Genomic DNA, 25,750 nt, shown 5'->3' with positions numbered 1-25,750 from the left:
TTCACGCCCGCTGCACAAAACACCGCTGCAGCGCACGGCCGCTTCACAGGGCAGGGACAGACTGGCCGGGTTCTCACCACGGAGCCCGACTTGAACAAATACCCCCTGCTGAGCAAAGTCCTGGTCATCGGCCTGCTGATGCTGCTGCTTTCGATTCCCCTCATGATGGTGCGCGACCTGGTCCAGGAGCGCAGCCAGAACCGCGAGACCGCCACCGAGGAGGTGGCGCGCGCGCACGCCGGAGCGCAGACCCTCACCGGGCCGGTGCTGTACGTGCCCTACACCGAGACCTTCACCCGCACCGTGAGCGTGGGCGAGACCGGCCACACGCGCGAGGAGCGTGTGACGCAGTCGCACGCGGTGATCCGCTTTCCCACGCTGATGGAGACCCGCAGCGAACTCGCGACCGAGACGCGCTGGCGCGGCGTCTTTCCGATCACGGTCTACACCAGCGTGAACCGCAGCACCGGCCGCTTCGTGTGGAGCGAGGTGGAGCCGCGCGAGAAGAACGGCCAGATCAGCCTGGGCCAGCCGCGCCTGCTCATGGGCGTGAGCGACCTGCGCGGCCTGCTCAACGCGCCCCAGCTCAAGATCGACGGCCGCCCGGTGGCCGTGGCGCCCGCGCCGGCCGCGCAGCGGCTGCCCCTGCCGCTGGCGGCCTCGCTCGACCTGGCCCAGCTCAAGCCCGGCGCGGTGCTGCCCTTCGAGCTGCAGCTCGAACTCGCGGGCACCGGCCGCATCGGCTGGGTGCCGCTGGCCGATGAGAACCGTGTGCAGCTGCGCTCGAGCTGGCCGCACCCGAGCTTCGACGGCGACTTCCTGCCGCGCACGCGCAGCGTGAGCGCCTCGGGCTTCGAGGCCGCGTGGAGCGTGCCGTCGCTCTCCACCCAGGCTCAGCAGCAGTTCGTGCAGCAGGGAGGCGAGCAGCGGCGCACGCCGGAGAGCTTTTCCGTCTCGCTCGGCAACCCGGTGGACGTCTACCGCCTGACGGAGCGCGCGACCAAGTACGGGATGATGTTCATCGTGCTCACCTTCGCCGCCTTCTTCGTGCTGGAGATGGTGAAGCGCTGGCGCATCCACCCCATGCAGTACCTGATGATCGGCGCCGCGCTGGTGCTGTTCTTCCTGCTGTTGCTGTCGATCGCCGAGCACCTGGACTTCGTCTGGGCCTACCTGGTGGCCAGCGCGGCCTGCATCGGCCTGCTGGCGCACTACCTGCGCCACGTGCTGGGCGGCTGGGCGCCGGGCCTGCTCATGAGCGGCCTGCTGGTGGCGCTCTACGGTGTGCTCTACGGCATCCTGATCTCGGAAGACAACGCGCTGATGATGGGCTCGCTGCTGTTGTTCGGCGTGCTGGCCGCCATCATGGTCGCGACGCGCAAGGTCGACTGGTACAGCGTGATGGGGGCCTCAACTCCCTCGCAGGACCCGCCGCCTCAGTAGCCTTCGATGGCGAACAGCGTGCCGCTGGCGGCGCGCTGCCGGATCGCGACCAGGCGCTGGTATTCGGGCGAGTGGTAGAAGGCTTCGAGGTGCGCCATGTCGGGGAACTCGAGGATCACCTGGCGCTGCGGCACCCCGTGGCCTTCGAGCACCTTCACCGCGCCGCCGCGCACCAGGTAGCGGCCGCCGTGTGCGGCGATCACGGCGGGCACGTCGCGCCGGTATTCCTCGTAGAGGGCGGGGTCGGTGATCTCGATGTTGCCGTAGAGGTAGGCGGCCATGGTGTCTCCAGAGGGGGGATGCCGAAGCTTAAAGCCGTTCAGCTGCTGCCGCGGATCAGGGGCTCGAAGCCCAGGTCCAGCGAGGGCTTGGGCGGCACCTCGCCGCGCATCAGGCTCAGCAGCATCTGCGCGCTGGCCTCGCCGATGGCGCGGCGCGGTGTGCGCACCGTGGTCAGGGGCGGCACCATCTGGTCGCTGCCCGAGAGATCGTTGAAGCCCGCCACCGCGATGCGCGCAGGCACTTCGATCTTCAGGCGCAGCGCGCACAGCAGGCCGCCCTGGGCCAGGTCGTCGTTGCAGAAGAACACCGCGTCCACCTCGGGGCGGGTGCGCAGCAGGTCTTCGAGCAGTTCACCGCCCAGCTGCATGGACGAGGGTTGCGGGCTCAGCAGCTCCAGCTTCGCGTCGTACAGGCCGTGCTGGCGCAGGCAGCGGCGGTAGCCCTCGGCGCGCTGCATGGTGCGCGGGTCCAGCTGGGCGGCCACGAAGGCGATGCGCCGGCGGCCGCGCTGCACCAGGTGCTCGGTGATCGCATGGCCCGCCTCGACCTGCGAGAAGCCCACGCAGTACACGCCGGGCGCCTGCGTCAGCTCCATCAGGTGCACGCAGGGCACGCCGCTGCCGGCGATGAGCTGGCGCGCGGCCTCGGTGCGGTCGAAGCCGGTGAGCAGCAGGCCCGCCGGCCGGTGCGCCAGGTAGCTGCGCAGCAGCTGTTCTTCCTCGCGCGGCTCGTAGTGCGTCACGCCGATCAGGGTCTGGTAGCCGTGCGGGAGCAGGGTGCGGTGCACGGCCTCCAGCACGTCGACAAACAACGCGTTGGACAGCAGCGGCACCAGCACCGGCACCTGCGTGCTGCGCTGGGAGGCGAGGGCGCGCGCCGCCGGGTCGGGCACATAGCCCAGCTGCTCGGCGGCGAGTTTGACGCGCTCCACCAGCTCGGCCGCCACGCTGCGCTCGCCGCGCAGCGCGCGCGAGGCGGTGATGGGGCTCACCTCGGCGGCACGGGCCACGTCGCTGAGGGTGGTGCGGCCGCTGTGGCGGCGCTTGCGTTCGGTCGGTTCCAAGGGTTTTCCCGGTGTTGAATGCCGTGAGAATGGCATTAGGATAGCGCTGTCCAAGGCCCTGGACACCCGAATTTACCCTGAATCGTGCCACAAGCCGGCCAATGCCCTACCTGGGAAGGCGGGCTCGCTCGGTGGTGTGGATCGGTTTTCTTTTTTACCTTGTTGGGACAGCGCTACCAAATGAATGCATCGCCCCCGAACACCTCCCTCGTCGTCATGGGCGTGGCGGGATGCGGCAAGTCCAGCCTGGGCCAGTTGTGCGCCCGGACGCTGGGCGTGCCTTTGCTGGAGGGGGACGATTTCCACCCTGCCAGCAACGTCGCGAAGATGCGCGGCGGCATCGCCCTGAGCGATGAGGACCGCGCGGCCTGGCTCGACACCCTGGCCGAACAACTGCAGGCGCACGCGGATGGCGGCGTGGTGCTGACCTGTTCGGCGCTCAAGCTGCGCTACCGCGACCGCCTGCGGGCCGCCATGCCCGGCCTGCGCTTCGTGTTCCTCGAGCTCACGCAGGAGCAGGCCCGCGACCGCGTGGCGGCGCGCCCGGCCCATCTGTTCCCGGTGAGCCTGGTGGCCAGCCAGTTCGCCACGCTGGAAGACCCGCGCCGCGAACCCGGCGTGCTGCCGCTGGACGCCTCGCGCCCGCTGGCCGAACTCGCTGCGGCCGTGGTGCACTGGGTGCACGGCAGCGCCACCCCCCATTCCCTGGAGCTTCGCCCATGAAATCCACCCAATTCCTGAAACACGGGGCCGAGGCCCTGCTCGCGCTGTGCCTGGCCGGCATGGTGGTCTGCGTGTTCGCCAACGTGGTGCTGCGCTACGGCTTTGACAGCGGCATCAACGCCACCGAAGAACTCTCGCGCCTGCTGTTCGTGTGGATGGTGTTCCTGGGCGCGACCGCCGCCTACCCGCTGGGCCAGCACATGGCCTTCACCAGCCTGGTCGGCTCGCTGCGCGACCGCCCGCGCGCGTTCGCCTTCGCCACGCTGGCCATCCGCCTGCTGGTGCTGCTGGCCTGCGTGTTGCTGGGCCGGGGCGCGTGGCAGCAGGTGGTGGTGGGCATGGACAGCCATTCGGTGGTGCTGGGCTACCCGGTGGCGCTGCTGCCCCTGCCGGCGCTGCTGTGCTCGCTGGCCATCGGCGCCATGGTGCTGATCGAGATCGTGCGGCGCACGCCGCTCGACCTGGGCCACGCGGTGGACATGGAGTGACACGATGAGCGCAGCGCAGGACCGCTCCAAGCAAGCTCGCACCGCAGTGCGCAGCACGGAGGTTTTTCATGTCTGTTGAAGCTTTGGCCTTCGTGGTCTTCATCGCCGGCATGCTGGTGCTCATGGGCATCGGCATGAACATGGCCTTCGCGCTGCTGCTCACCGGGGCCGCCATGGCCTGGGTAATGGATTTCTGGGACACCCAGCTGCTGGCGCAGAACATGGTGGCCGGCATCGACAGCTTTCCGCTGCTGGCCGTGCCCTTCTTCATCCTGGCCGGCGAGCTCATGAACTCCGGCGGCATCAGCAAGCGCATCATCGACATGGCGCAGGCCTGGGTCGGCCACGTGCGCGGCGGGCTGGGTTATGTGGCCATCGGTGCGGCGGTGCTGCTCTCGGCCATGTCGGGCTCGGCGCTGGCCGACGCGGCGGCGATGTCCGCCATCCTGCTGCCCATGATGCGCAAGCACGGCTACCCGGTGGCCTCGTCGGCCGGGCTCATCGCCGCCGGCAGCGTGATCGGCCCGATCATCCCGCCGTCGATGGCCTTCGTGATCTACGGCGTGACCACCAACACCTCGATCTCGGCGCTGTTCATCTCGGGCATCGTGCCCGGCCTGGTGATGGGCGTGGCGCTGGTGGTGGCCTGGCGCGTGGTGCTGCGCAAGATGACGCTGACCAGCTCGCCGCCGGTGCCCATGGCCGAACGCCTGCGCCTCACGGGCCGCGCGGTCTGGGCGCTGGTGATGCCGGTGATCATCATCGGCGGCATGAAGAGCGGCATCTTCACGCCGACGGAAGCCGCCGTGGTGGCCGCGTTCTACGCGCTGGTGATCGCGCTCTTCGTGCACCGCGAGATGCGCCTGCCCGAGCTGTACAGCGCGCTGGTGCGCGCCGCGAGCACCACCTCGGTGGTGATGTTCCTGTGCGCCGGCGCCGCCGTGGCCAGCTACATGATCACGCTGGCCGACCTGCCGTCCACGCTCACCGGCTGGCTCGGTCCGCTGGTGGAACACCCGCGCGTGCTGATGGTGGTGATGATGCTGGTGCTGGTGGCGATCGGCACCGCGCTGGACCTCACGCCCACCATCCTGATCTTCGCGCCGGTGATGCTGCCCATCGCCGTGAAGGCGGGCATCGACCCGGTTTACTTCGGGCTGATGTTCGTGCTCAACGGCGCCATCGGCCTGGTCACACCACCGGTGGGCACCGTGCTCAACGTGGTGGCCGGTGTCGGGCGCCTGCCCATGCACCAGGTCATCAAGGGCGTGAACCCCTTCCTCATCACCTACCTCATCGTTCTCGGCCTGTTCATCGTGTTCCCGCAGATCGTCACCGCGCCCGTGGCCTGGATGCGCTGACGTTTCAACTCACCCACTTCAAGGAGACTGACATGACCCTGTTCCGCCGCACCCTCATCGCCGCCACCGCGGCGGCCGCGCTCGCCACCCCCTTCGCTGCCAGCTGGGCGCAGGACATCAAGCCGCGCATCATCCGCTTCGGTTACGGCCTCAACGAAATTTCCAACCAGGGCCGCGCGACCAAGCTGTTCGCCGAAGAGGTGGAAAAGGCCTCGGGCGGCAAGATGAAGATCCGCGCCATCGGCGCCGCCGCGCTCGGCTCGGACGTGCAGATGCAGCAGGCGCTGATCGGCGGCGCGCAGGAAATGATGGTGGGCTCCACCGCCACCCTGGTGGGCATCACCAAGGAAATGGCGATCTGGGACACGCCCTTCCTGTTCGACAACGCCAAGGAAGCCGACGTGGTGCTCGACGGCCCGGTGGGCCAGAAGGTGATGGACAAGCTGCAGGAGAAAGGCCTGGTCGGTCTGGTGTACTGGGAGAACGGTTTCCGCAACCTCACCAACAACAAGCGCGCCGTCACCAAGCTCGAAGACATGGACGGCATCAAGCTGCGCGTGATGCAGAACAACGTGTTCATCGACAGCTTCAAGACCCTGGGCGCCAACGCGGTGCCGCTGCCGTTCTCCGAGCTGTTCACCGCGCTCGAAACCAAGACCGTGGACGGCCAGGAGAACCCGTACAACACCATCCTCTCGAGCAAGTTCTATGAGGTGCAGAAGTACCTCACGGTGACCAACCACGTCTACAGTCCGTGGATCGTGCTGGTGAGCAAGAAGTACTGGGACGGCCTGAGCAAGGACGAGCACAAGGTGCTGCTGGACGCCGCGAAGAAGAGCCGCGACTTCGAGCGCCAGGACACGCGCGCCGAGGCCGACAAGGCGCTGGCCGACCTCAAGGGCAAGGGCATGCAGATCAACCAGCTCTCGCCGGCCGAAGCCAACCGCATGCGCGAAAAGCTCGCCGGCGTGAACTCGGGCATCGCCACCAACGTGGGCGAGGACCTGTGGAAGGAAACGCAGGCCGCCGTCGCCAAGGCGCGCGCCGCGAAGTAAACCCTCAGCGCACGGCGGGCGCCGGCCGGGCCAGCAGGCGCTCGGCCCAGCCGTGCATCAGCATGCCCACCACCATGGCCGCGACGAAGACCGCGGCCTTGAACTCGCCCGAGGCCATGGAAACCAGCGCAGGGCCGGGGCAGAAACCGGCCAGGCCCCAGCCCGCGCCGAACACCAGGCTGCCCAGCACCAGGCGCCGGTCGATCTGCGTGGCCTTGGGCAGGTGCAAGGCGTCGCCAAAGAAGCTGGTGGTGCGCCGCTTCGCCAGCGCGAAGGCGAAGACGCCCACCGCGATCGCGCCCGCCATCACGAAGGCCAGCGAAGGGTCCCAGGTGCCGAACAGGTCGAGGAAGCCCAGCACCTTGGCCGGGTCGGCCATGCCCGAGAGCAGCAGGCCCAGGCCGAACAGCAGGCCGACAAGAAATTCGATGATCCGTGCCATGGCGCGTCTCCTCAGAGCAGGTGGCGGACGACGCCCACGACCAGAAAGCCGGCGGCCATGAAGCACAGCGTGGCCACCAGCGAGCGCGGTGACAGGCGCGAGAGGCCGCAGACGCCGTGGCCGCTGGTGCAGCCCGAGCCGTAGCGCGTGCCCACGCCCACCAGCAGGCCCGCGACCACCAGCAGCGCGTCGCCGGCGTCGATGCGCGGCGCGCGGACCAGGTGGTCGGGGGCGAGCCAGCCGAACACCAGCGGCGCACTGAAGACGCCGAGCAGAAAGGCGATGCGCCAGCCCGCGTCGCCCGCGCGGGGCGGCAGCAGACCGCCCAGGATGCCGCTGACGCCGAGCACGCGGCCGTTCAGGAGGATGAGGGCGGCGGCGGCGAGCCCCACCAGAATGCCCCCGGCCAGCGAGGTCCAGGGCGTGAAATGGGTCCAGTCGATGTGCATGGTGGTCTCCAGTGACGGCACGAGCATACGGGTGATGCCCTGGGCGTGCTGTCGAGGGTGTGTTGGTTATATACTGATAAATATAACGAAGACCCACCCACCCTTCTCTTCGGAGCCTGCCATGACCGAACCTTTCCCTGCGCTTGCGGCCGGGTTCAACCCCTTGCCGGGTCGGCCGGTGTCGCAGGAGGTGCCGGTGCTCGGTGCGCTCAGCCGGCTGCCCGAGCTGCGCAGTGCCGTGCGGGTGTGCGAATGGATGGTCGAGCCCCTGGCGGGCAGCGACGGGCTGTCCCTGACCCTGGTGCTGTCGGAGAACGTGAGCCTGTCGTTCCTGCTGGCGGCGGAAGACGCACAGGACCTGGCGCAGGCCCTGAGCAGCGCCGGCGTCAGGGGGCGATGAGCTGGGTCAGGCGCCGGAGCTCGGCCGCGGCCGCCGTCATGGCGATCTCTTCGACCGCGCGGTAGCGCCGCACCAGTTCTTCGCCCACCGGGGTGAGCGAGGTGCCCCCGCCCTTGGCGCCGCCGACGGCCGCCGAGACCGCCGGCTCGGTGAGCGAGCGGTTGATCTCGTCGACCAGCAGCCACGCGCGGCGGTACGACATGTTGAGCTCACGGCCGGCCGCCGAGATCGAGCCGGTGCGCGCGATGGCTTCGAGCAGGCTCACCTTGCCCGGGCCGATGGCGATGACGTCACCGCGCTTGATGCGCAGGCGGAATTGCACCTGGGGTTTCATGGGGGGCGATGCTAACCCGTGATCAGGCGACGGTTTCAAACAGCTCGCCCAGCCACTGCGTGAAAGCGCGCACGCGCACCGAGAGCTGGCGGCTCTGCGGGTAGAGCACCGACACCGGCAGCGGGGGCGGCGGCAGGTCCACCAGCACCTCGCGCAACTGGCCCGAGGCCAGTTCGTCGGCCACGCGGTAGCGCGGCACCTGCACCAGGCCCAGGCCGGCGATGGCCGCGCCGGCGTAGACGTCGGCCCCCGTCACCGAGACTGGGCCGGGCAGGTTCAGCGTGCGCAACGCGGCGTTCACCATGAACTCCAGTGGCAGGGCCTGGCCCGTGGCGCTGGAGAGGTAGTTCACCGCGCGGTGGCCCGCCAGGTCGGCCAGGGTCTTGGGCTCGCCGAATTGCGCGAGGTACGCGGCGCTGGCGCAGGTGACCTGCGGCAACTGCGCCACCCGGCGCGCCACCAGGGACGAGTCGCGCAACTGCCCGGCGCGCAGCACGCAGTCCACGCCCTCGCGCACCAGATCGACCAGGCGGTCGTCCTCGCCGATCTGCAGTTCGAGCTGAGGGTGTTGCGCAAGGAAGCCGGGCAGGGCGGGCACGACGAAACGCCGCGCCAGCGTGCCCTGCAGGTTCACCCGCAGCAGGCCTTTGGGCTCGGCCTGGCGGAACAGGCCGTCGGCCTCTTCGAGGTCGGCCAGCAGGCCCAGGCAGCGCTGGCGGTAGGCCTCGCCGTCGGGCGTGAGCCGCACCGTGCGCGTGGTGCGCTCCAGCAGGCGCACACCCAGGCGCGCCTCCAGCCGCTGGATCAGGTTGCTCACGGTCGCGCGCGGCAGTTGGAGGTCGTCCGCCGCCTGCGTGAAGCTGCCCCGCTCGGCGATGCGCACGAACACCTGCATTTCCTGGAATCGGTCCATGGGCGCTATTGTTGTTGAAATCCGAATGATGTTGCCGATTTTTAGGTACTGATCTTTCCGGGACAACGATTCATCATCGGGCCACCGTTCAACCTTTCCAGGAAAAAAGCCCATGAGCTCCCAACCCGTTTCCCCCGTCGCCATCGTCACCGGTGCCTCGCGCGGCATCGGTGCCGCGCTGGCCCGCCGGCTGGCCGCCGACGGCTATGCCGTGGCGGTGAACCACGCCCGCAGCGCCGCCGAGGCCGAGGCCCTGGTGGCCGAACTGCGCGCTGCCGGCGCCCGGGCCATCGCGGTGCAGGCCGATGTCTCGAAACCCGAGGCCGTGCGCGCCCTGTTCGACACCACCGAGCGCGAGCTGGGCTCGGTGGACGTGCTGGTGAACAACGCCGGCGTGCTCCAGACGGTGCCGCTGGCGCAGACCAGCGACGCGCTGTACGACCGCACTTTCGACACCAACGTGCGGGGCACCTTCAACACCCTGCGCGAGGCCGCCACGCGGCTGAACGAGGGCGGGCGCATCGTCAACTTCTCCAGCACCACGGTGGCGATGAACCTGCCGGGCTACAGCGTGTACATCGCCTCCAAGGCGGCGGTGGAGTCGCTGACCCAGGTGTTCGCCAAGGAGCTGCGCGGGCGCCGCATCACGGTCAACGCCGTGGCGCCCGGCCCGGTGGCCACTGCCTTGTTCTTCGACGGCAAGACGCCCGAACAGATCCAGGCGCTGGCTCAGATGCCGCCGCTGCAGCGGCTGGGCGAGCCGGGCGACATCGCTTCGGTGGTGGGGTTTCTGGTGAGCCCGGCCGGCGGCTGGGTCAATGGCCAGGTGCTGCGCGCCAACGGCGGCCTGGCTTGAAGGAGGAAACACCCCCTGCGCCACTTCGTGGCTTCCCCCTCACTGGCGCCTTCGGCTGGGAGGGGGACGGCATCTGGGGCCGGCAGAGCCGGACCCTCGATGCCCCTGGTGGGCGCTGCTTCAGGCGTTGCGGGGCGCGTTGGACTCAACCACGTGAGTCATCAACGGCGCTGGCCCTGGCCGCGCTGGAAGGACTGCAGCTGCGCCTTGGAGACGTTGCCTTCGAAGAGGGGTGTGAGGTCGGAGACGGCCGCCAGGGCGCTGGATTCGTCGCGCTGCAGGCACAGGGCCTGGGCCAGGTCGGCGCGCAGGAACCAGAGGGCCTCGATGCTGGAGGCGTAGCGGATGCGGTGTTCCAGTTGCGGGTTGAGCTCGGCGCCTCTCACCCCCAGCAGGCGAAGCATCGATTTTTGAATGAGGACCATGGCCCTGGGGTCGGGCGCCTTGGGCGCGGACTCCGAATTCGGCGTGAGTATCGATGTCAGGCTGCTGAGGAAGGTCTTGACTCTTTGCATGCTGGTGGATGCTGTCCGTGTGTGCCGAACCTATGGGAATAGCGCCTGCCCCTTTCGGGAACTTTTGCGTTTATACCCGATACGGTATTTTTTGCCGCATGTTTGTGCGACAACGCGGACTCAGAGGCCGGCCTTCTCCATCGCCTTGGCCATGGTCTTGCCCAGTTCCACCCCCCACTGGTCGAAGGCGTTGATGCGCCAGATGGCGGCCTGGGTGAACACCTTGTGCTCGTACAGGGCGATCAGCGCCCCCAGGCGCGACGGGTCCAGGCGGTCGAGCCAGAGGATGTGGCTCGGGATGTTGCCCTCGAAGCTGCGGTGCGGCGCCATGGCGCGGGCCTCGGCTTCGCCCATGCCGTCCTTCTGCAGCAGGGCCTGCGTATCGGCGAGCGTGCGCCCGCGCGCCATTGCTTCGGCCTGGGCGCGCAGGTTGAGGTTGACCACCTCGTGGTGCGCCGCGGCCAGAGGCAGGGGCGTGTCCTCGTTCTGAACACCGATGAAGTCCACCGGCACGGTGTGCCGGCCCTGGTGGATCAGCTGGAAGTAGGCGTGCTGCCCGTCGATGCCCAGGCCGCCCCAGACGATGGGCCCGGTGTCCACCGTGGCGGGCGTGCCGTCGATGTGGATGCGCTTGCCGTTGGACTCCATGTCCATCTGCTGCACGAAGGGCGTGAAGCGCACCAGGCGCGAGGCGTAGGGCACGATCAGCTGGGTGGGCAGGCCCAGGAAGTTGCGGTTCCAGATGCCATTGAGGGCCAGTTGCACCGGCAGGTTCTGCGCCGGGGGCGCGGTGCAGAAGTGCTCGTCCATGGCCCGCGCGCCGGCCAGGAACAGCCGGAAGTGTTCGGTGCCGATGGCGATGGCCAGCGGCAGGCCCAGTGCGGACCACACCGAGTAGCGCCCGCCCACCCAGTCCCAGAACAGGAAGGTGCGCTCGGCCGGGTAGCCCAGCTTCGCGGACTGCGCCGGGCTGGCGGTGATGGCCACCAGGTGCTGGCCCAGCGCATCGGCCGGGCAGCCGTGGTCGCTCAGCCAGCGCTGCGCGCTCGCGGCGTTGGTGAGGGTTTCCTGGGTGGTGAAGGTCTTGCTCGAGACGATGAACAGCGTGCGTGCCGCGTCCAGTTCGCGCAGCACGCTCCACAGCGCCCAGGCATCGGGGTTGGAGACGTAGTGCACGCGCACGCCGGGGTGGGCCAGGTGCGCCAGCGCATCGGCCGCCATGCGCGGGCCGAGGTCGGAGCCGCCGATGCCGATGTTCACCACGTCGGTGATGGCCTCGCCGCTGTGCCCGCGCACCGTGCCGGCGCGCAGGGCTTCGGCGAAGTCGCAGACGCGGGCCAGCTCGTGCTGCACGGCCTTCTGCACCTCCGCGCCCCAGGGGCCGGTGTGCAGGGGGTCACCGCGCAGCGCCGCGTGCAGCACCGGGCGGTCTTCGGTGGCATTGATGCGCTCGCCCCGGAACATGGCGTCGCGCTGCGCGGCCACGCCGGCCTGCTCGGCCAGCGCCAGCAAGGCCTGCTGGATGGCGGGCGAGACGCGCTGGCGGCTCGCGTCCAGGGTGATGCCGGTGGCGCGCAGCGCCATGCGCTCGGCGCGGCCGGTGTCGGCGGGCAGCAGGTCGCGCAGGTGGGGCTGCGGTGCCCCGGCCAGGGATTGCAGTTGCGCCCAGGCGGGCAGGGTGGTGGGCAGGGTCATGGAGGCGGAGGCGTCAGACGGCGGTGGCCAGGGTGGTGGCTTCGCGGGCGAGGCGGGTGATGCGTTTCCAGTCGCCTTGGCGCAGCGCGTCCGAGGGCGTGAGCCAGGAGCCGCCGGCCATGGCCACGTTGGGCAGCGCCAGGATCTCGCGCAGGTTCTCGGTGCTCACGCCGCCGGTGGGGCAGAAGCGCACATCGGGCAGCGGCGCGCCCAGCGCCTTGAGCATGGCGATGCCGCCGGCCTGGGCGGCGGGAAACAGTTTCATGAGGGTGAAGCCGTGGTCGCGCGCGCGCATCACTTCGCTGGGCGTCATCACGCCGGGAATGAAGGGCAGCTTCGCGGCCTTCACCGCGTCCACCAGGGCTTCGGAGCAGCCCGGCGAGAGGGCGAACTTCGCGCCCGCGCTCACCACCTGCGGCACCTCGGCCGCGCGCGTGACGGTGCCCGCACCCAGGTGCATCTTCGGCACGGCGCGCGCCACGGCCTCGATGGCGCGCAGCGCCACGCCCGAGCGCAGGGTGATCTCCATCACGTCGATGCCGCCTTCGAGCAGCGCATGGGCCAGCGGCACGGCCTGGCCCTCGTCGCTCAGGACGATGACGGGCACGACGCGGGCGGTGAAAGCAGGGCGGGTGAAGCAGGTGGTCGTCATGGTGTCTTCAGGCGGAAGGGGTTTCAACGAGGGCCGCGGGGCGGTTCACCGCCAGCGGGGCGAACAGGGGCGAGGCGCCCGATTCGGCCGCGCCCGCATTCTCGCGGAAGAGGCCGAAGAGTTCGCGCCCGCTGCCGTGTTCGTTGGCGCTCAGGTCGGGGTGTTTGATGCGGCGGCGGGCCAGGGTGCGGGCATCGACCTCGAGTTCGAGCACGCCGCGCTCGCAGTCGAGCGTGATCCAGTCGCCGTCGCGCACGCGCGCGATCGGCCCGTTGGACAAGGCCTCGGGGCTGAGGTGGATGGCGGCGGGCACCTTGCCCGAGGCGCCGGACATGCGGCCGTCGGTGACCAGCGCCACCTTGAAGCCCTTGTCCTGCAGCACGGCCAGCGGCGGCGTGAGCTTGTGCAGCTCGGGCATGCCGTTGGCGCGCGGGCCCTGGTAGCGCACCACGGCGACCAGGTCGCGTTCCAGCTTGCCTTCGTTGAAGAGGGCCAGCAGGTCCTGCTGGTCGTTCACCACCACGGCCTGGGCGCGCACCACGCGGTGCTCGGGCTTGACGGCCGAGACCTTGACCACGCTGCGCCCCAGGTTGCCCTGCAGCAGGCGCAGGCCGCCGTCGGCACTGAAAGGCTCGCTCACGGGCCGCAGCACCGAGAGGTCGCCGCTCTGTTCGGGCACCGGGCGCCAGGCGAGCTGGCCGCTGTCGAGCCAGGGCTCGCGCGTGTAGCTGTCCAGGCCCGCGCCCATCACGGTGTTCACGTCGGCGTGCAGCAGGCCGGCGGCCAGCAGCTGCTGCATCAGGTAACCCATGCCGCCGGCGGCGTGGAAGTGGTTCACGTCGGCGCTGCCGTTGGGATACACACGCGCCAGCAGCGGCACCGCGTGCGAGAGCTCGGCGAAATCGTCCCAGTCGATCAGCACGCCGGCGGCCCGTGCCATGGCCACGAGGTGCAGCGTGTGGTTGGTCGAGCCGCCGGTGGCCAGCAGGCCGACGATGCCGTTGACCAGCGTCTTCTCGGTCACGATGTCGGCCAGGCTCAGCGCGGGTTCGCCGGTGCGGCCGGTGTTGGCCACGGCGCGCTTGACCGCGCCCAGGGTGAGCGCCTCGCGCAGCGGCGTGCCGGGGTTGACGAAGGAGGCGCCGGGCAGGTGCAGGCCCATGATCTCCATCAGCATCTGGTTGCTGTTGGCGGTGCCGTAGAAGGTGCAGGTGCCGGGGCTGTGGTAGGCCTGGGCCTCCGATTCGAGCAGCGCATCGCGGCCCACCAGGCCCTGCGCGTACTGCTGGCGCACCTTGGCCTTGGCGTCGTTCGAGAGGCCCGAGGTCATCGGGCCGGAGGGCACGAACACGGTGCTCAGGTGGCCGAACTGCAGCGCGCCCATGAACAGGCCGGGCACGATCTTGTCGCAGATGCCGAGCATGAGCGCGGCGTCGAACACGTTGTGCGAGAGCGCCACGGCGGTGGAGAGCGCGATCACGTCGCGCGAGAACAGCGAGAGCTCCATGCCGGCCGCGCCCTGCGTGATGCCGTCGCACATGGCGGGCACGCCGCCGGCCACCTGGGCCGTCGCGCCCAGGCCGTGCGCGTGGTCGCGCAGCTTCTGCGGGTAGGCCTCGTAGGGCTGGTGCGCCGAGAGCATGTCGTTGTACGAGGTGACGATGCCGATGTGCGGCGCGCGTTCGGCGTGGATCTTGAGCTTGTCGGCGGCGGGCAGCGCGGCCGTGGTGTGGGCCATGTTGGCGCAGCCCATGCCGGTGCGCTGCGTGCCCTTCTTGCGCTGCGCGGCCATGGCGGCGAGGTAGGTCGCGCGGGTGGCGGCGCTGCGCTCGGTGATGCGCTGCGTGACGCGGTCCAGGGTGGGGTGCAGGGGGGCGTTCGTGGTGGTCATTTTGGGGAGATCTCGTTCAGGCCAGCCAGACGCTCACGGGCGTGAGGTGCTGGTTGAGCACGAGTGACACCGGCAGGCTTTCGTCGGCGGCGAGGCGGGCTTGCTGGTACACGGCGAGCTTGCTCGCGCCGCTGATGGACAGGGCCAGTTCGCGCGTGGCCAGCAGGGCGGGCAGGGTGAGGGTGAGGCGCGCGTGCGGCGCGCGGGACGTTTCGGCCGGGCGTTGCCAGGTGACCGGGCCGCTGCCGTGCAGCGCGCGGGCCAGGCCGGGCGCGCCCGGAAAGATCGATGCGGTGTGGCCGTCTTCGCCCATGCCGAGCACGGCCAGGTCCATGGGCCAGGGCTGGGTGGCCAGGCGGTCGTTGGCGCCATCGGCCAGGGCCGTCAGCGCGGCGTCGTCCAGCGCGGCGGGCAGGCGGTCGAAGAAGGGCACGAAGCGGGCCGCGGCGGCGGCGCCCTGCAGCAGGTGGGTGCGCACCAGGGCGGTGTTGCTTTCGGGGTGGTCGTGCGGCACGCAGCGCTCGTCCACCAGCAGCACGCTCACATGGGCCCATTCCAGCGGCTGCTCGCGCAGGCACTCGAACATGGCCACCGGCGATTTGCCGCCCGAGACCGCGAGCACCGCGTGGCCGCGCGCACCGATGGCCTCGCGCAGGCGCCGCGCGACATGCAGGGCCAGTTGCGCCGCGAGTTCGGCCGCGTTGCCGGCGGGATGCACCTGCAACGGGGTCGGTGGGCTGCGGTCGAGCGCGTTCATGGGCTCAGGCTTCTTCCACCCAGGCCGAGCCTTCGCGCGCCATCAGCGCGGACGAGGCGGCCGGGCCCCAACTGCCGGCGGTGTAGGGGCGGGGCTTCTCGCTCAGGTTGCTCCAGCCCTCGAGGATGGGTTCGACCCAGGTCCAGGCGGCCTCGAGTTCGTCGCGCCGCATGAAGTGCGTCAGCCGGCCCTTGATCACGTCCATGAGCAGGCGCTCGTAGGCCTCGGCGCGGCGCGCGCTGAAGGCCGATTCGAGGTCCAGGTCCAGGCTCACCGGGCGCAGTCGCATGCCGCTGCCGGGCTCCTTGGCCATCATCTGCAGCTGCACATGTTCCTCGGGCTGCAGGCGGATCATCAGGCGGTTGACCGGCTGGCGCGGTGCGTCGGGAAAGATGGTGTACGGCAGGTCGGCGAACTCGATGACGATTTCCGAGCGGCGCTCGGCCATGCGCTTGCCGGTGCGCAGGAAGATCGGCACGTTGGCCCAGCGCCAGTTGTTGATGTGCGCGCGCAGGGCGACGAAGGTCTCGGTGGTGCTGTCGGCGGGCACGTTGGCTTCCTGCAGGTAGCCCGCGGCCCGGTCGCCGTTGGAGGCGCCGGCGGTGTACTGGCCGCGCACGGTGTCGCGCGCCACGTCGGCCTCGGTCATGGGGCGCAGCGAGCGCAGCACCTTGAGTTTTTCGTCGCGCACGGCATCGGGGTCGAGCGAGACCGGCGGCTCCATCGCCACGATGCACAGCAGTTGCAGCAGGTGGTTCTGCACCATGTCGCGCAGCGCGCCGGTGCCGTCGTAGAAGCCGGCGCGGCTGCCCACGCCGACCGACTCGGCCACCGTGATCTGCACGCTCTTGATGTAGGGGCTGCGCCAGAGCGGCTCGAAGATGGTGTTGCCGAAGCGCAGCACCATCATGTTCTGCACCGTCTCCTTGCCCAGGTAGTGGTCGATGCGGAAGGTCTGCGGCTCGCTGAAGTAGCGGCCCACCTCGTCGTTGATGGCGCGCGCCGACGCGAGGTCGTGGCCGAGCGGCTTTTCCAGCACCACGCGCGAACGCTCGTCGATCAGGCCGGCGCCGTGCAGGTTCGCGCAGATGCCGGTGAACAGCGTGGGCGCGGTGGCGAGGTAGTACACGCGGTCCGAGCCCGGCTGCAGCGCGCCGGCCAGGGCGGTGAAGTCGGCCGGCTGCGTGGCGTCGAGGCACACGTAGCCCAGGCGCTCCACGAAGCCCTGCCAGGCGGTTTCGTCCAGCGTCTCGGGGGCGATGAAGGCGCGCACCTTGTCGTGGATGAAGGCGGTGAAGGTCTCGCGGTCCCAGGGCTGGCGGCCCAGGGCATGGATGCGCGTGGCCTCGGGCAGGTTGCGGTGCAGGTGCGCCATGTACAGCGCGGGCAGCAGCTTGCGCACCGAGAGGTCGCCCACGCCGCCGAAGATCACCAGATCGAGCGGCTCGGCAGGGGTGGGGGCGGTATTCGAGGTCACCATGGTCTAATTTAGTTACTTGTGGTTTTGGATTTTATTGTAATCAAGTTACATGACGGGTTCTTTTTACCCGGCCCCTGACCTTACCGCGATGCTCCGCGCCTTGCACGCGCAAAACGTGTCAGGGCGTGAGGGCGGGCTCAAGCCCCGAAGCGGTGAGGTGCAGCACGCGCTGCGCGCGCGAGGCGGCCGCGCTGGAGTGCGTGACGAGCACGAGCGCTGCGCCGCTCTCGGTGGCCTGTTGCTGCAACACGTCCATGACCTGGGTGGCGGTGCCGGGGTCGAGGTTGCCGGTGGGTTCGTCGGCCAGCAGCAGGCCGGGGCGGTGCACCAGCGCCCGCGCGATCGCCACGCGCTGCAGCTGCCCGCCCGAAAGCTCGGCCGGCAGCCGCGCACCCAGCCCGCCCAGGCCGACGGCGTCGAGCATCTGCTGCACCCGCCCGGTGTCGGGCCGGCCCAGCAGCAGCAGGGGCAGGCCCACGTTCTGCGCCACGTCCAGGTGCGGCAGCACATGGAAGGCCTGGAACACGAAGCCCAGGTGTTCGCGGCGCCAGTGCGCGCGCTGCGCCTCGTCGAGCGTGCCGAGGTCCACGCCCTGGTGGGTGATGTGGCCTTCGCTCCAGTCGTCGAGCGCGGCCAGGCAGTTGAGCAGGCTGGACTTGCCCACGCCGGACTCGCCCACGATGGCGACGAACTCGCCCGGGGCCACGCTCAGGCTCACGTGGCCGAAGACGGGCGTGTCGCCGTAGCGCTTGCCCAGTTCGTGCACCACCAGGGCCGGTTGGTTCATGCGCCGGGACCCAGCAGGGATTCGACCGCGGTCAGCACCTGGGCCAGCGCGTCGGGCGCATCACAGGCGATCACACGGCGCTGCGGCATGGAGCGCAGCCAGGTGAGCTGGCGCTTGCCGAGCTGGCGGGTGGCGGCGATGCCGAGGTCGCGCAGCTCGGCGAGCTGTTCGGGCGTGAGCGCGTCGCCGTGGGCCTGCAGCAGGTCCCAGGCCTGGCGGTAGCCCACGCAGCGCATGGACGGCAGCTCGGTGGAGAGGTCGCCGCGCGCGCGCAGCGTGCGCACCTCGTCGAGGAAGCCGGCGGCGAGCATGTCGTCGAAGCGCTGCGCGATGCGCGCGTGCAGCCAGGCGCGGTCCTGCGGTTCGAGCGAGATCAGGTGCTCGGGGGCGAGCGGGCTGTCCGGGTTGCGGGTGCGGCCGGTCTGGAAGCTGGAGAGCGGACGGCCCGAGACCTCGTGCACCTCCAGCGCACGCTGGATGCGCTGCGAGTCGTTGGGGGGCAGGCGCGCGGCGGTGATCGGGTCCACGCGCGCGAGTTCGGCATGCAGCGCGGGCCAGCCCTGCGCGCGTGCCCGGGCCTCGATGCGCTCGCGCACGCCGGCATCGGCCTGCGGCATGTCGTCCAGACCGACCAGCAGGGCCTTGAAGTACAGCATGGTGCCGCCCACCAGCAGCGCGGTGCGGCCGCGCGCGGCGATCTCGTCCACCAGGCGGGTGGTGTCGCGCACGAAGTCGGCGGCGCTGTAGCTCTGCAGCGGGTCGAGGATGTCGATCAGGTGGTGCGGCACTTGCGCGCGTTCGGCCGCCGTCGGCTTGGCGCTGCCGATGTCCATGCCGCGGTAGACCAGGGCCGAGTCGACGCTGATGATCTCCACCGGCCAGCGCTGCGCGATGGCCAGCGAGGCCGCGCTCTTGCCGCTGGCCGTCGGGCCGGCCAATGCGATGCAGCGGGGAATGTCTTGCATGGTGATGGGGTCAGCGGGCCGGGGCGGTCACGCGCTGCGGTGCGCTGTGCGCTTCGCCGTGGCGCTGCACCAGGGTCCAGGCCACGAGGGCAATGAGCACGCTCCAGAACCACAGCCCGTTGGTCAGCGGCAGCACCGAGCCGCGCCCTTCGCCGATGCCGGCCAGGCTGCGGCCGAGCCAGCCGCCCATGGCGAACGCGGTCACCATCGACAGAAAGCCGCTGAGCGCGGAGGCCGCGCCGGCGGCCTGTGGAAACGGGCCCACCGCGCCGCTCTGGCCGCAGGGCTGGTGCACGCCGTGGGCGAGCATGAAGAGCCAGAACGGCACCAGGATGGCCCAGGTGTTCTGCACGCCCAGCAGCGCGAGCCCGCCCATGCTGGTGCCGGCGGTGAGCGTCATCACCGCGGCGATGGCCACGGTGCGGCGCAGGCCCAGGCGCGGCAGCAGCGCGCGGCACAGGAAGGTGCCGAGGATGTAGACCAGCGACATGCTGAACATCACCACGCCGTAGGCGGTGGTGCTCAGGCCGAGCACGCGGATGAACACGAAGGACGAGGCCGCGAGGAAGGTGAACAGGCCGCCGTAGGAGGCGGTGGACAGCAGCGCGAAAGCCCAGAACGTGGGGTGGCGCGCGATCAGCACCCAGTTGCCCAACAGCGTGCGCGGCGCCAGTGCGTGCGGGTTCTTCTGCGCCAGGGTTTCCTCGAAGCGCAAGGCGACGACCAGCAGGGCGACGGCGCCGAACACCGCGAGTGCCATGAGCGAGACGCGCCAGCCGAACAGGTCGGAGAGCAGGCCGCCGACGGGCGAAGCCGCGCAGGCGATCACGCCCAGGCCGGTGAGGCCCTTGGACATGACGCGCGCGCCCTCGCTGGGGGCGTACAGGTCGCGCACGATGGCGCGCGCGCACATCACGCCCGCGCCCATGGCCGCGCCCTGCACCGCGCGCCAGACGATGAGCTGTTCCATGGACGGTGCGAAGGTGCTGCCGATCGAGGCCGCGACGAAGGCGCTCAGGCCCACCAGCAGCACCGGCCGGCGGCCGAAGCGGTCCGACAGCGGGCCCCACACCAGCTGCGACAGGCCGAAGCACAGCAGCAGCGCGGTGAGCGTGAGCTGGGCCTGCGGCATGGGCGCGCCGAAGCCCGTGGTGAGCGCCGGCAGCGCAGGCAGGTAAAGGTCGGTGGCGATGGGTTGCAGGCCCAGCAACAGGGAGAGCACCAGCACGATCAGGCCGGGCGACATGGCGGAAGAAGGGGGCGAGGCGGGCATCCGGTCGAGGGTAGCAGAACGCCTATCGGTGCGGCCAGACGCGGGCCGCGACGGCCGGCCAGCGCGGGTCGCTGCGCAGGCCGTGGTTTTCGGTGGCGAGCAACACCAGCGGCAGGTGCCCGCAGCCTTCGGCGGCGGCGCGTTCCAGGCGGTCCATCGCTTCGGCGCGGCGGCCCAGCAGCGTGAGCGCCGCGGCGTGGGTGGCTTGTTCGCTCGGGTTGCCCGGGTCGGTGCCCGCGATCACGCGTGCCGCTGCTGCGGTCTCGCCGCAGCGCGCCAGCACGTAGCCCAGCGTGGACGCGGCGAACACCCACGAGGCCGGGTCGGGCAGCAGCTCGAGGGCCTGGGCGGCCAGCGCGGGCGAGGGCGCCACCATGGCCTGCACGCCCAGCAGGTGCAGCGCCGCAGCGCGGTGCTCGGGCGCGTTCTCGCGCGTGCGCCGGGCCCGCGCGAGCGCGGCCTCGGGGTCGCCCGCGGTGGCCAGTGCGCGCGCCAGCAGGATCCCCATGTAGACCGAAAACGGGTTCAGCCGCAGGGCCTGTTCCAGCGCCGGCACGGCCTCGCGCGGCCGGTCGGTGGCCAGCAGGTGCCAGCCGCGGTAGTAGTGCGTGGCGGCGTCCAGCGGCGAGCTGGCCAGGGCGCGTTCGTGCAGCGCGGCGGCCTCGTCGAAGCGCCAGGCGCAGTCGAGCAGGTGCGCGGTCTCGGCCCACAGGCCGGGCATGCGCGGCGCGTCGGTGGCCACGCGGTCCAGGTGCGCCAGGGCTTCGTCGATGCGCTCGCGCCGCACCGCCAGCCCGCAGCTCACCGTGGCCGCGAGGCACTCGGCCAGCGCGAGCTGCGCCGCGAGGTAGTCCGGCGCCTCGTCGATCAGCGCGCGCAGCAGCCGTTCGGCGCGCACCAGCGCCTCGGCGGTGCGTTGCTGCACCAGCAGGCGCGCGTGGGTCAGCGTTTCCACCTGGTGCGGTGGCGCCATGGCGGCGTGCGCCAGACGCCCATGCGCGGGCGACGGCGCATCGTTGGCGGAGGTGATCACCTCCAGCCGGTAGCCGCGCCGGTACACCGCGCGCAAGGCCAGGCCGGTGGCCGGCGGCAGGGTCTGGCGCAACTGCGCGATGCAGCGGGCCAGGCTTTCGTCCGACATCGGCTGGCCGGCCCACACCTGCCGGGCGAACTGCTCCTTGGACACGGTGCGCGGCCATTGCCGCAGCAGCAGGTGCAGCACCGCGCGCTCCTTGGGCGGCAGCGCGAGCGGCCGGCCGTGGTGGCAGACGTCGCCGTCGTCGGCGGCGGTGTAGCCCAGCCCGCCGGGGCGGGGGCCGGTGGGTGCGTCGTCGTCGTCGTCGTCGCGTGCGGGACTGGGCATCAGGTTCTCATCAAGATTGCGCGCCATTGTCCCGGTAACTTGCCCGTGGCGAGATCCCGGTATTCCCGAACCACAACAGGAGACAAGACCCATGCGCCACCGCGTCCGACCGATCACCACCGCCCTCTGCGGCCTGCTGCTGGCCCTGCCCGCGGCCTGGGCCCAGGCCCCGCAACTGCCGCCGCCCGACAGCGTGCTGCTCAACCAGCTGGGCACCATGGAAGGCTTTCCGCCGGCCCCGGACAAGCTGGTGGACGGCAGCAACCGCACCCGCTACCCGCAGATGACCTGGGCGCTGCAGAACGTGCGCCAGCTGCTGCCCACGCGCAACATCCGCCGTGGCCCGGCGGCGGCGGTTCCGCTGCCGCGCCACGAGAAGAACCTGGACGACTGGGCCTTCGCCGACGAACAGGGCGGGCGCACCACCATCGCCGAGTGGCAGCGCAACACCTACACCGACGCCCTCATCGTGCTGCACCGCGGCCGCGTGGTGTACGAGCGCTACCGCAACATGAAGCCCGAGACGCCGCACCTGCTGTTCTCCGTCACCAAGAGCTTCACCGGTTTGCTGGCCGCGCAGCTCGCGCACGAAGGCCGCATCGACCCGGCCGCGCGCGTGACCCAGTACGTGCCCGAACTGGCCGGCAGCGCCTGGGAGGACATGAGCGTGCGCCAGGTGATGGACATGACCGGCGCGGTGCGCTACCGCGAGGTCTACACCGACCCGACGACCGAGGTGTTCCCCTACCTGTTCTCCAGCGGCATGCTGCCCGCGCCCGCCACCTACACCGGGCCGAAGGACATCTACAGCTTTCTCAGGACCTTGAAGAAAGAGGGCGAGCACGGCGAGGCCTTCGTCTACCGCACCGTGCATTCCGAGGTGCTGGGCTGGATCGTCTCGCGCGTGACCGGCCAGCACTTCGCCGACCTGCTGAGCGAACGCGTGTGGCAGAAGCTGGGTGCCGAGGAGGACGCGAGCGTGATGATCGACTCGGTGGGCACGCCGCTGCAGGGCTCGGGCATGAGCGCCACGCTGCGCGACCTGGCGCGCTTTGGCGAGATGCTGCGCCGGGGCGGCGAGTTCAACGGCCAGCGCATCCTGGCCAGCGAGGTGATCGCGGACACCGCGCGCGGCGGCGACCGCGAGAAGTTCGCCAAGGCACCGGGCCAGCAGGCGCGCGCGGGCTACAGCTACCGCAACCAGTGGTGGGCGCTGCACAACGCCGACGGCGCCTGGGAAGCGGCCGGCGTGCACAACCAGTTCATCCACATCAACCCCAAGGCCGAGATGGTGGTGGTGAAGCTGTCGTCGCACCCGATCGCGGCGGCGGCGGCCACGATGCCCTTGAACCACAAGGCCTGGGCGGCGCTGGCCCAGGCGGTGCAGCACTGACTAGCGCTCGACCACCTTCAGCGCGTCCGCGCTCTCGTCGCGCAGGCCGAACAGGCTGGAGAGCGCGGCGCGGTACTGCGCCTGCCCGACCGAGTTGGTGTTGTGGTGCGAACCGCCTTCGACCAGCACGAAGGCCTTGCGCCCCTGGGCCGCCTCGTACAGCTTGCGGCCCAGCTCGGGCTGGATCAGACGGTCGTCCCCGCCGTGCACGACCAGCAGCGGCGAACCGATGTCGGGCACGCGCTTGACGGCCTCGAAGCGCTGGGTGATCAGCAGCGAGATCGGCAGCCAGCCCCACTTGAAGGTGCTGACCACGTCGGGGATGGAGGTGAAGGTGCCTTCGACCACGGTGCCGGCCTCGTCGTCCACCTGGGCCGCGAGTTCGATGGCGATGGCGCCGCCGAGCGAATGGCCGAAGATGTAACGGGGGCGCCCGGGGTATTTTTCGCCGAGCCAGTCCCAGGCGGCGCGGGCGTCTTCGTAAGCGGAGGTTTCGGACGGCAGCTCGTTCGTGCTCTTGCCGAAGCCCCGGTAGTCAATGGCCAGCACCGAGAAACCCAGGTCTTCCATGCGGCGGGCACGGAAGGCCGAGCCGGTGACGTTGAAGCGCGCGCCGTGCAGGTAGAGCAGCACGGGGGCGTCCTTGCGGCGCTCGAAGTTCTCGTGCGCGGCCCACAGGCCGTGCAGCCTCACCGGCTTGCCGGTCCTGGGGGAGGCGAAATCGATCCACACGTCGTCCATGCCCTCGGCGGCGCTGAGGCCGCCGGCCCAGGTGCGGTCGGAGGGCTGGAAGATCCAGAAGCGCTGCTTCTCATCCAGTGTGGCGCACCCGGCCAACAGGGCCAGGGCGGCGAGCAGGGTGACAATGAGGCGCTTCATGGCGGTGATGGATGCACCAGGAACGAAAAAAGTTCAGGTAAAAACCTTGGTGCTTTTCCCGATGGTGCAGTTTTCATGCCACCACTCGCGTCAGGTCAAACCCTCGCGGATGTGCGCCAGATCACGCCTCGCGCGCCAGCAGCGTCAAATCACGCCTTGTGCGAGCATGGCGTCGGCCACTTTGACGAAGCCGGCGATGTTCGCGCCGTCCACGTAGCTCACCGTGCCGTCGGCGCGGCGGCCGTGCTGCAGGCAGGCCTCGTGGATGCCGCGCATGATGGTGTGCAGGCGCGCGTCGACCTCGTCGCGCGGCCAGGACAGGCGCATCGCGTTCTGGCTCATCTCCAGGCCCGAGGTGGCCACGCCGCCGGCGTTGCTGGCCTTGCCGGGCGCGTACAGCACACCGGCCTGCTCGAAGCGCTGCACCGCGTCCATGGTGGTGGGCATGTTGGCGCCCTCGGCGACGCAGATCACGCCGTTGCGGATCAGCGTGGCCGCGTCCTCGGCATTGAGCTCGTTCTGGGTGGCGCAGGGCAGGGCCACGTCCACCGGCACGGCCCAGGGGTTCATGCCGGGCTCGAAGCGCGTCTTGGTGCGCTCGGCGTAGTCGCTCACGCGGCCGTAGAGGTGGTTCTTCACCTCCATCAGTTCCGCGAGCTTGGCGGGGCTGAAGCCGTCCTCGTCGATCACCGTGCCGCTGGAGTCGGACACCGTGACCACCTTGGCGCCCAGCGCCATGGCCTTTTCGACCGCGTACTGCGCCACGTTGCCCGAGCCGGACACGCTCACGCGCAGGCCCTGGAAGCTCTGGCCGCGCTGCTTGAGCATCTCTTCTGCGAAGTAGACCGTGCCGTAGCCGGTGGCCTCGGGGCGGATCAGCGAGCCACCGAACGACAGGCCCTTGCCGGTGAAGACGCAGTCGGCGCGGTTGCTGAGCTTTTTCATCATGCCGGCCATGAAGCCGACTTCGCGCCCGCCCACACCGATGTCGCCTGCCGGCACGTCGGTGTCGCTGCCGACGTGGCGGAACAGCTCGCTCACCAGTGCCTGGCAGAAGCGCATCACTTCGCCCGGGCTCTTGCCCTTGGGGTCGAAGTCGGAGCCGCCCTTGCCGCCGCCCATGGGCAGCGTGGTCAGCGCGTTCTTGAAGGTCTGCTCGAAGGCCAGGAACTTCAGGATCGACAGGTTCACCGAGGGGTGGAAGCGCATGCCGCCCTTGTAGGGGCCGATGGCCGAGCTGTGCTGGATGCGGTAGCCGCGGTTGACCTGCACGTCACCGTGGTCGTTGACCCAGGAAATGCGGAACATGACCACGCGCTCGGGTTCGACCAGGCGGTCCAGCAGGCCGTGTTCGGCGTACTTGGGGTGGGCGGCAATGAAAGGCCACAGGCTTTCCATGACCTCCGAGACGGCCTGATGGAATTCGGGTTGACCGGGGTTCTGGTGCGCGACGTGTTCGAGGAAATGGTGGGCCGAGGTGTATTTCATGTGTCTCATGCTTTAAAAAAGTGCATGAGATTATGCGCAACCTGCATTTCGTGACGCAAAACGCCCTGTTTTGGCGCGCCATGCGGCCGGCGGCCCCTCGTTTACCCGAGGTGGATCGCCTGTTTTTGGTGCGAAAAAGCGGTCGCGCCTCAGCGGCCGCGCAGAAACAGGGCGTCCAGTTCCTTCATGCCCATCTGCCGCCAGGTGGGCCGGCCGTGGTTGCACTGGTCGGAGCGCTCGGTCACTTCCATCTGGCGCAGCAGCGCGTTCATCTCGTCCAGCGTGAGGCGCCGGTTGGCGCGCACCGCGCCGTGGCAGGCCATGGTGGCCAGCAGCTCGTTGCGGGCGCGTTGCACCACGGTGCTGGCTTCGTGCTGGCCCAGCTCGGCGAGCACGCTGCGCGCCAGTTCCACCGGGTCGCCCTGGGCCAGCGTGGTGGGCACGGCGCGCACGGCCATCGTCTTGGGCGAGAGCGCGGTGATCTCCAGGCCCAGCGTGGCCAGCACCTCGGCGCAGCCTTCGGCGGTGGCCACCTCGTCGGGCGTGGCGGAGAAGGTGGCCGGGATCAGCAGGGGCTGGCTGGCGAGCTGTTGCTCGTCGAGCTGCTGCTTGAGCCGTTCGTAGACGATGCGTTCGTGGGCCGCGTGCATGTCCACCACCACCAGGCCGTGGGCGTTCTCGGCCAGGATGTACACGCCCTGCAATTGCGCGATGGCGCGGCCCAGCGGCCAGTCGCCTTCGGGCAGGGCCTGGGACGGCGCGGGGTCGGCGCTGCGCGCGGGCGGGGTCCAGGCGTTGGGGCT

Annotated in this window: 27 protein-coding genes; 8 read left to right on the top strand and 19 right to left on the bottom strand. The window is 70.1% G+C overall.

All coding sequences use genetic code 11. From position 1 onward, the window contains the following. Positions 1 to 90: 90 nt before the first annotated feature. Entirely contained in the window at positions 91 to 1,443 is a 1,353-nt protein-coding gene (creD, locus tag AC07ZS_RS10790; RefSeq protein ID WP_494798598.1) for a cell envelope integrity protein CreD, read from the top strand. Here creD and AC07ZS_RS10785 read toward each other — a convergent pair. Both AC07ZS_RS10785 and gntR read right to left on the bottom strand, forming a co-directional pair. Next, positions 1,437 to 1,724, bottom strand: coding sequence for a DUF1330 domain-containing protein (locus tag AC07ZS_RS10785; protein ID WP_494798597.1), 288 nt, complete (start codon positions 1,722 to 1,724; stop codon positions 1,437 to 1,439). The two genes, creD and AC07ZS_RS10785, sit on opposite strands and share 7 nt — an antisense overlap. A gap of 38 nt (positions 1,725 to 1,762) precedes the next feature. After that, on the bottom strand, positions 1,763 to 2,824 hold the full coding sequence (gene gntR / locus AC07ZS_RS10780; RefSeq protein WP_494798596.1) for an HTH-type transcriptional regulator GntR: 1,062 nt from the start codon (positions 2,822 to 2,824) through the stop codon (positions 1,763 to 1,765). A gap of 144 nt (positions 2,825 to 2,968) precedes the next feature. On the opposite strand from gntR, the gene AC07ZS_RS10775 reads away from it, so the two are divergent. The 4 genes from AC07ZS_RS10775 (at position 2,969) to AC07ZS_RS10760 (ending at position 6,415) form a co-directional block, all read left to right on the top strand. Next, entirely contained in the window at positions 2,969 to 3,511 is a 543-nt protein-coding gene (locus tag AC07ZS_RS10775; protein ID WP_494798595.1) for a gluconokinase, read from the top strand. Beyond that, a complete protein-coding gene (locus tag AC07ZS_RS10770) occupies positions 3,508 to 3,999 on the top strand; it encodes a TRAP transporter small permease subunit (protein WP_494798594.1) in 492 nt (163 codons plus the stop codon). The genes AC07ZS_RS10775 and AC07ZS_RS10770 overlap by 4 nt, the downstream gene beginning before the upstream one ends. A gap of 68 nt (positions 4,000 to 4,067) precedes the next feature. Then, entirely contained in the window at positions 4,068 to 5,360 is a 1,293-nt protein-coding gene (locus AC07ZS_RS10765; RefSeq protein ID WP_291113066.1) for a TRAP transporter large permease, read from the top strand. 32 nt (positions 5,361 to 5,392) lie between these two features. Beyond that, positions 5,393 to 6,415 carry a TRAP transporter substrate-binding protein gene (locus tag AC07ZS_RS10760; protein WP_494798593.1) on the top strand — a complete coding sequence of 341 codons (1,023 nt, stop codon included), beginning with the start codon at positions 5,393 to 5,395 and terminating at the stop codon, positions 6,413 to 6,415. A gap of 4 nt (positions 6,416 to 6,419) precedes the next feature. Here AC07ZS_RS10760 and AC07ZS_RS10755 read toward each other — a convergent pair whose 3' ends face one another. Continuing rightward, the gene (locus AC07ZS_RS10755; protein WP_494798592.1) at positions 6,420 to 6,857 is read right to left on the bottom strand and encodes a DUF6691 family protein; all 438 of its coding nucleotides are present in this window, start codon (positions 6,855 to 6,857) and stop codon (positions 6,420 to 6,422) included. Between the two features lie 11 nt (positions 6,858 to 6,868). Beyond that, a complete protein-coding gene (locus AC07ZS_RS10750; RefSeq protein ID WP_494798591.1) occupies positions 6,869 to 7,306 on the bottom strand; it encodes a YeeE/YedE family protein in 438 nt (145 codons plus the stop codon). Positions 7,307 to 7,427: 121 nt separating this feature from the next. On the opposite strand from AC07ZS_RS10750, the gene AC07ZS_RS10745 reads away from it, so the two are divergent. Continuing rightward, positions 7,428 to 7,706 (top strand): hypothetical protein, encoded by a 279-nt coding sequence (locus tag AC07ZS_RS10745; protein ID WP_494798590.1) that lies wholly within the window; start codon positions 7,428 to 7,430, stop codon positions 7,704 to 7,706. Here the strand turns inward: AC07ZS_RS10745 and AC07ZS_RS10740 are convergent. Together AC07ZS_RS10740 and AC07ZS_RS10735 are read right to left on the bottom strand one after the other, a co-directional pair. Continuing rightward, the gene (locus AC07ZS_RS10740) at positions 7,693 to 8,040 is read right to left on the bottom strand and encodes a winged helix-turn-helix domain-containing protein (RefSeq protein ID WP_494798589.1); all 348 of its coding nucleotides are present in this window, start codon (positions 8,038 to 8,040) and stop codon (positions 7,693 to 7,695) included. The two genes, AC07ZS_RS10745 and AC07ZS_RS10740, sit on opposite strands and share 14 nt — an antisense overlap. A gap of 22 nt (positions 8,041 to 8,062) precedes the next feature. Continuing rightward, the gene (locus AC07ZS_RS10735) at positions 8,063 to 8,953 is read right to left on the bottom strand and encodes a LysR family transcriptional regulator (protein ID WP_494798588.1); all 891 of its coding nucleotides are present in this window, start codon (positions 8,951 to 8,953) and stop codon (positions 8,063 to 8,065) included. A 112-nt stretch (positions 8,954 to 9,065) separates the two neighbouring features. Between AC07ZS_RS10735 and AC07ZS_RS10730 the strand changes: the two genes are divergently transcribed. Further along, positions 9,066 to 9,809 carry an SDR family oxidoreductase gene (locus AC07ZS_RS10730; protein WP_494798587.1) on the top strand — a complete coding sequence of 248 codons (744 nt, stop codon included), beginning with the start codon at positions 9,066 to 9,068 and terminating at the stop codon, positions 9,807 to 9,809. Between the two features lie 161 nt (positions 9,810 to 9,970). Here the strand turns inward: AC07ZS_RS10730 and AC07ZS_RS10725 are convergent, their stop codons facing one another. The 10 genes from AC07ZS_RS10725 to AC07ZS_RS10680 form a co-directional block, all read right to left on the bottom strand. Next, complete coding sequence (locus AC07ZS_RS10725) at positions 9,971 to 10,324, bottom strand: hypothetical protein (RefSeq protein ID WP_494798586.1); 354 nt, start codon at positions 10,322 to 10,324, stop codon at positions 9,971 to 9,973. A gap of 120 nt (positions 10,325 to 10,444) precedes the next feature. Beyond that, complete coding sequence (pgi, locus tag AC07ZS_RS10720) at positions 10,445 to 12,019, bottom strand: glucose-6-phosphate isomerase (RefSeq protein WP_494798585.1); 1,575 nt, start codon at positions 12,017 to 12,019, stop codon at positions 10,445 to 10,447. Positions 12,020 to 12,032: 13 nt separating this feature from the next. Then, the gene (eda, locus tag AC07ZS_RS10715; protein WP_494798584.1) at positions 12,033 to 12,671 is read right to left on the bottom strand and encodes a bifunctional 4-hydroxy-2-oxoglutarate aldolase/2-dehydro-3-deoxy-phosphogluconate aldolase; all 639 of its coding nucleotides are present in this window, start codon (positions 12,669 to 12,671) and stop codon (positions 12,033 to 12,035) included. 7 nt (positions 12,672 to 12,678) lie between these two features. Next, on the bottom strand, positions 12,679 to 14,562 hold the full coding sequence (gene edd, locus AC07ZS_RS10710) for a phosphogluconate dehydratase (RefSeq protein ID WP_494798583.1): 1,884 nt from the start codon (positions 14,560 to 14,562) through the stop codon (positions 12,679 to 12,681). A gap of 16 nt (positions 14,563 to 14,578) precedes the next feature. Then, positions 14,579 to 15,319 carry a 6-phosphogluconolactonase gene (gene pgl, locus AC07ZS_RS10705; RefSeq protein ID WP_494798582.1) on the bottom strand — a complete coding sequence of 247 codons (741 nt, stop codon included), beginning with the start codon at positions 15,317 to 15,319 and terminating at the stop codon, positions 14,579 to 14,581. A gap of 4 nt (positions 15,320 to 15,323) precedes the next feature. Then, a complete protein-coding gene (gene zwf / locus AC07ZS_RS10700) occupies positions 15,324 to 16,799 on the bottom strand; it encodes a glucose-6-phosphate dehydrogenase (protein WP_494798581.1) in 1,476 nt (491 codons plus the stop codon). A gap of 118 nt (positions 16,800 to 16,917) precedes the next feature. Continuing rightward, a complete protein-coding gene (locus AC07ZS_RS10695; protein ID WP_494798580.1) occupies positions 16,918 to 17,586 on the bottom strand; it encodes an ABC transporter ATP-binding protein in 669 nt (222 codons plus the stop codon). After that, the gene (gene miaA / locus AC07ZS_RS10690; protein WP_494798579.1) at positions 17,583 to 18,551 is read right to left on the bottom strand and encodes a tRNA (adenosine(37)-N6)-dimethylallyltransferase MiaA; all 969 of its coding nucleotides are present in this window, start codon (positions 18,549 to 18,551) and stop codon (positions 17,583 to 17,585) included. The genes AC07ZS_RS10695 and miaA overlap by 4 nt, the downstream gene beginning before the upstream one ends. Before the next feature lie 10 nt (positions 18,552 to 18,561). After that, positions 18,562 to 19,824, bottom strand: a complete 1,263-nt coding sequence (locus AC07ZS_RS10685) for a Bcr/CflA family efflux MFS transporter (protein ID WP_494798578.1) — start codon at positions 19,822 to 19,824, stop codon at positions 18,562 to 18,564. A gap of 22 nt (positions 19,825 to 19,846) precedes the next feature. Continuing rightward, on the bottom strand, positions 19,847 to 21,187 hold the full coding sequence (locus tag AC07ZS_RS10680; RefSeq protein ID WP_494798577.1) for a winged helix-turn-helix domain-containing protein: 1,341 nt from the start codon (positions 21,185 to 21,187) through the stop codon (positions 19,847 to 19,849). Between the two features lie 91 nt (positions 21,188 to 21,278). On the opposite strand from AC07ZS_RS10680, the gene AC07ZS_RS10675 reads away from it, so the two are divergent. Then, positions 21,279 to 22,580, top strand: coding sequence for a serine hydrolase domain-containing protein (locus AC07ZS_RS10675; protein WP_494798576.1), 1,302 nt, complete (start codon positions 21,279 to 21,281; stop codon positions 22,578 to 22,580). On the opposite strand, the gene AC07ZS_RS10670 is transcribed toward AC07ZS_RS10675, so the two are convergent. The 3 genes from AC07ZS_RS10670 to AC07ZS_RS10660 all read right to left on the bottom strand — a co-directional run. Continuing rightward, positions 22,581 to 23,459: an alpha/beta hydrolase gene (locus tag AC07ZS_RS10670; RefSeq protein WP_494798575.1), complete on the bottom strand. Its 879-nt coding sequence runs from the start codon at positions 23,457 to 23,459 to the stop codon at positions 22,581 to 22,583. Between the two features lie 144 nt (positions 23,460 to 23,603). Then, complete coding sequence (gene gdhA, locus AC07ZS_RS10665; RefSeq protein ID WP_494798574.1) at positions 23,604 to 24,947, bottom strand: NADP-specific glutamate dehydrogenase; 1,344 nt, start codon at positions 24,945 to 24,947, stop codon at positions 23,604 to 23,606. Between the two features lie 149 nt (positions 24,948 to 25,096). Next, a partial coding sequence (locus AC07ZS_RS10660; RefSeq protein WP_494798573.1) for a DNA mismatch repair MutL family protein occupies positions 25,097 to 25,750 on the bottom strand: 654 nt, incomplete at its 5' end.

The organism is Hydrogenophaga sp. GW456-12-10-14-TSB4 (assembly GCF_059424305.1).
Note: the sequence above shows the minus strand (reverse complement) of the source record. Positions and strands in the feature narration are given on the sequence as shown.

Excerpts from the sequence above, each read along its gene's own strand:
- AC07ZS_RS10785 (WP_494798597.1), bottom strand. The coding sequence starts at position 1,724 with ATGGCCGCCTACCTCTACGGCAACATCGAGATCACCGACCCCGCCCTC.
- gntR (WP_494798596.1), bottom strand. The coding sequence starts at position 2,824 with ATGCCATTCTCACGGCATTCAACACCGGGAAAACCCTTGGAACCGACC.
- AC07ZS_RS10775 (WP_494798595.1), top strand. The coding sequence starts at position 2,969 with ATGAATGCATCGCCCCCGAACACCTCCCTCGTCGTCATGGGCGTGGCG.
- AC07ZS_RS10770 (WP_494798594.1), top strand. The coding sequence starts at position 3,508 with ATGAAATCCACCCAATTCCTGAAACACGGGGCCGAGGCCCTGCTCGCG.
- AC07ZS_RS10765 (WP_291113066.1), top strand. The coding sequence starts at position 4,068 with ATGTCTGTTGAAGCTTTGGCCTTCGTGGTCTTCATCGCCGGCATGCTG.
- AC07ZS_RS10760 (WP_494798593.1), top strand. The coding sequence starts at position 5,393 with ATGACCCTGTTCCGCCGCACCCTCATCGCCGCCACCGCGGCGGCCGCG.
- AC07ZS_RS10755 (WP_494798592.1), bottom strand. The coding sequence starts at position 6,857 with ATGGCACGGATCATCGAATTTCTTGTCGGCCTGCTGTTCGGCCTGGGC.
- AC07ZS_RS10750 (WP_494798591.1), bottom strand. The coding sequence starts at position 7,306 with ATGCACATCGACTGGACCCATTTCACGCCCTGGACCTCGCTGGCCGGG.
- AC07ZS_RS10745 (WP_494798590.1), top strand. The coding sequence starts at position 7,428 with ATGACCGAACCTTTCCCTGCGCTTGCGGCCGGGTTCAACCCCTTGCCG.
- AC07ZS_RS10740 (WP_494798589.1), bottom strand. The coding sequence starts at position 8,040 with ATGAAACCCCAGGTGCAATTCCGCCTGCGCATCAAGCGCGGTGACGTC.
- AC07ZS_RS10735 (WP_494798588.1), bottom strand. The coding sequence starts at position 8,953 with ATGGACCGATTCCAGGAAATGCAGGTGTTCGTGCGCATCGCCGAGCGG.
- AC07ZS_RS10730 (WP_494798587.1), top strand. The coding sequence starts at position 9,066 with ATGAGCTCCCAACCCGTTTCCCCCGTCGCCATCGTCACCGGTGCCTCG.
- AC07ZS_RS10725 (WP_494798586.1), bottom strand. The coding sequence starts at position 10,324 with ATGCAAAGAGTCAAGACCTTCCTCAGCAGCCTGACATCGATACTCACG.
- pgi (WP_494798585.1), bottom strand. The coding sequence starts at position 12,019 with ATGACCCTGCCCACCACCCTGCCCGCCTGGGCGCAACTGCAATCCCTG.
- eda (WP_494798584.1), bottom strand. The coding sequence starts at position 12,671 with ATGACGACCACCTGCTTCACCCGCCCTGCTTTCACCGCCCGCGTCGTG.
- edd (WP_494798583.1), bottom strand. The coding sequence starts at position 14,562 with ATGACCACCACGAACGCCCCCCTGCACCCCACCCTGGACCGCGTCACG.
- pgl (WP_494798582.1), bottom strand. The coding sequence starts at position 15,319 with ATGAACGCGCTCGACCGCAGCCCACCGACCCCGTTGCAGGTGCATCCC.
- zwf (WP_494798581.1), bottom strand. The coding sequence starts at position 16,799 with ATGGTGACCTCGAATACCGCCCCCACCCCTGCCGAGCCGCTCGATCTG.
- AC07ZS_RS10695 (WP_494798580.1), bottom strand. The coding sequence starts at position 17,586 with ATGAACCAACCGGCCCTGGTGGTGCACGAACTGGGCAAGCGCTACGGC.
- miaA (WP_494798579.1), bottom strand. The coding sequence starts at position 18,551 with ATGCAAGACATTCCCCGCTGCATCGCATTGGCCGGCCCGACGGCCAGC.
- AC07ZS_RS10685 (WP_494798578.1), bottom strand. The coding sequence starts at position 19,824 with ATGCCCGCCTCGCCCCCTTCTTCCGCCATGTCGCCCGGCCTGATCGTG.
- AC07ZS_RS10680 (WP_494798577.1), bottom strand. The coding sequence starts at position 21,187 with ATGCCCAGTCCCGCACGCGACGACGACGACGACGACGCACCCACCGGC.
- AC07ZS_RS10675 (WP_494798576.1), top strand. The coding sequence starts at position 21,279 with ATGCGCCACCGCGTCCGACCGATCACCACCGCCCTCTGCGGCCTGCTG.
- AC07ZS_RS10670 (WP_494798575.1), bottom strand. The coding sequence starts at position 23,459 with ATGAAGCGCCTCATTGTCACCCTGCTCGCCGCCCTGGCCCTGTTGGCC.
- gdhA (WP_494798574.1), bottom strand. The coding sequence starts at position 24,947 with ATGAAATACACCTCGGCCCACCATTTCCTCGAACACGTCGCGCACCAG.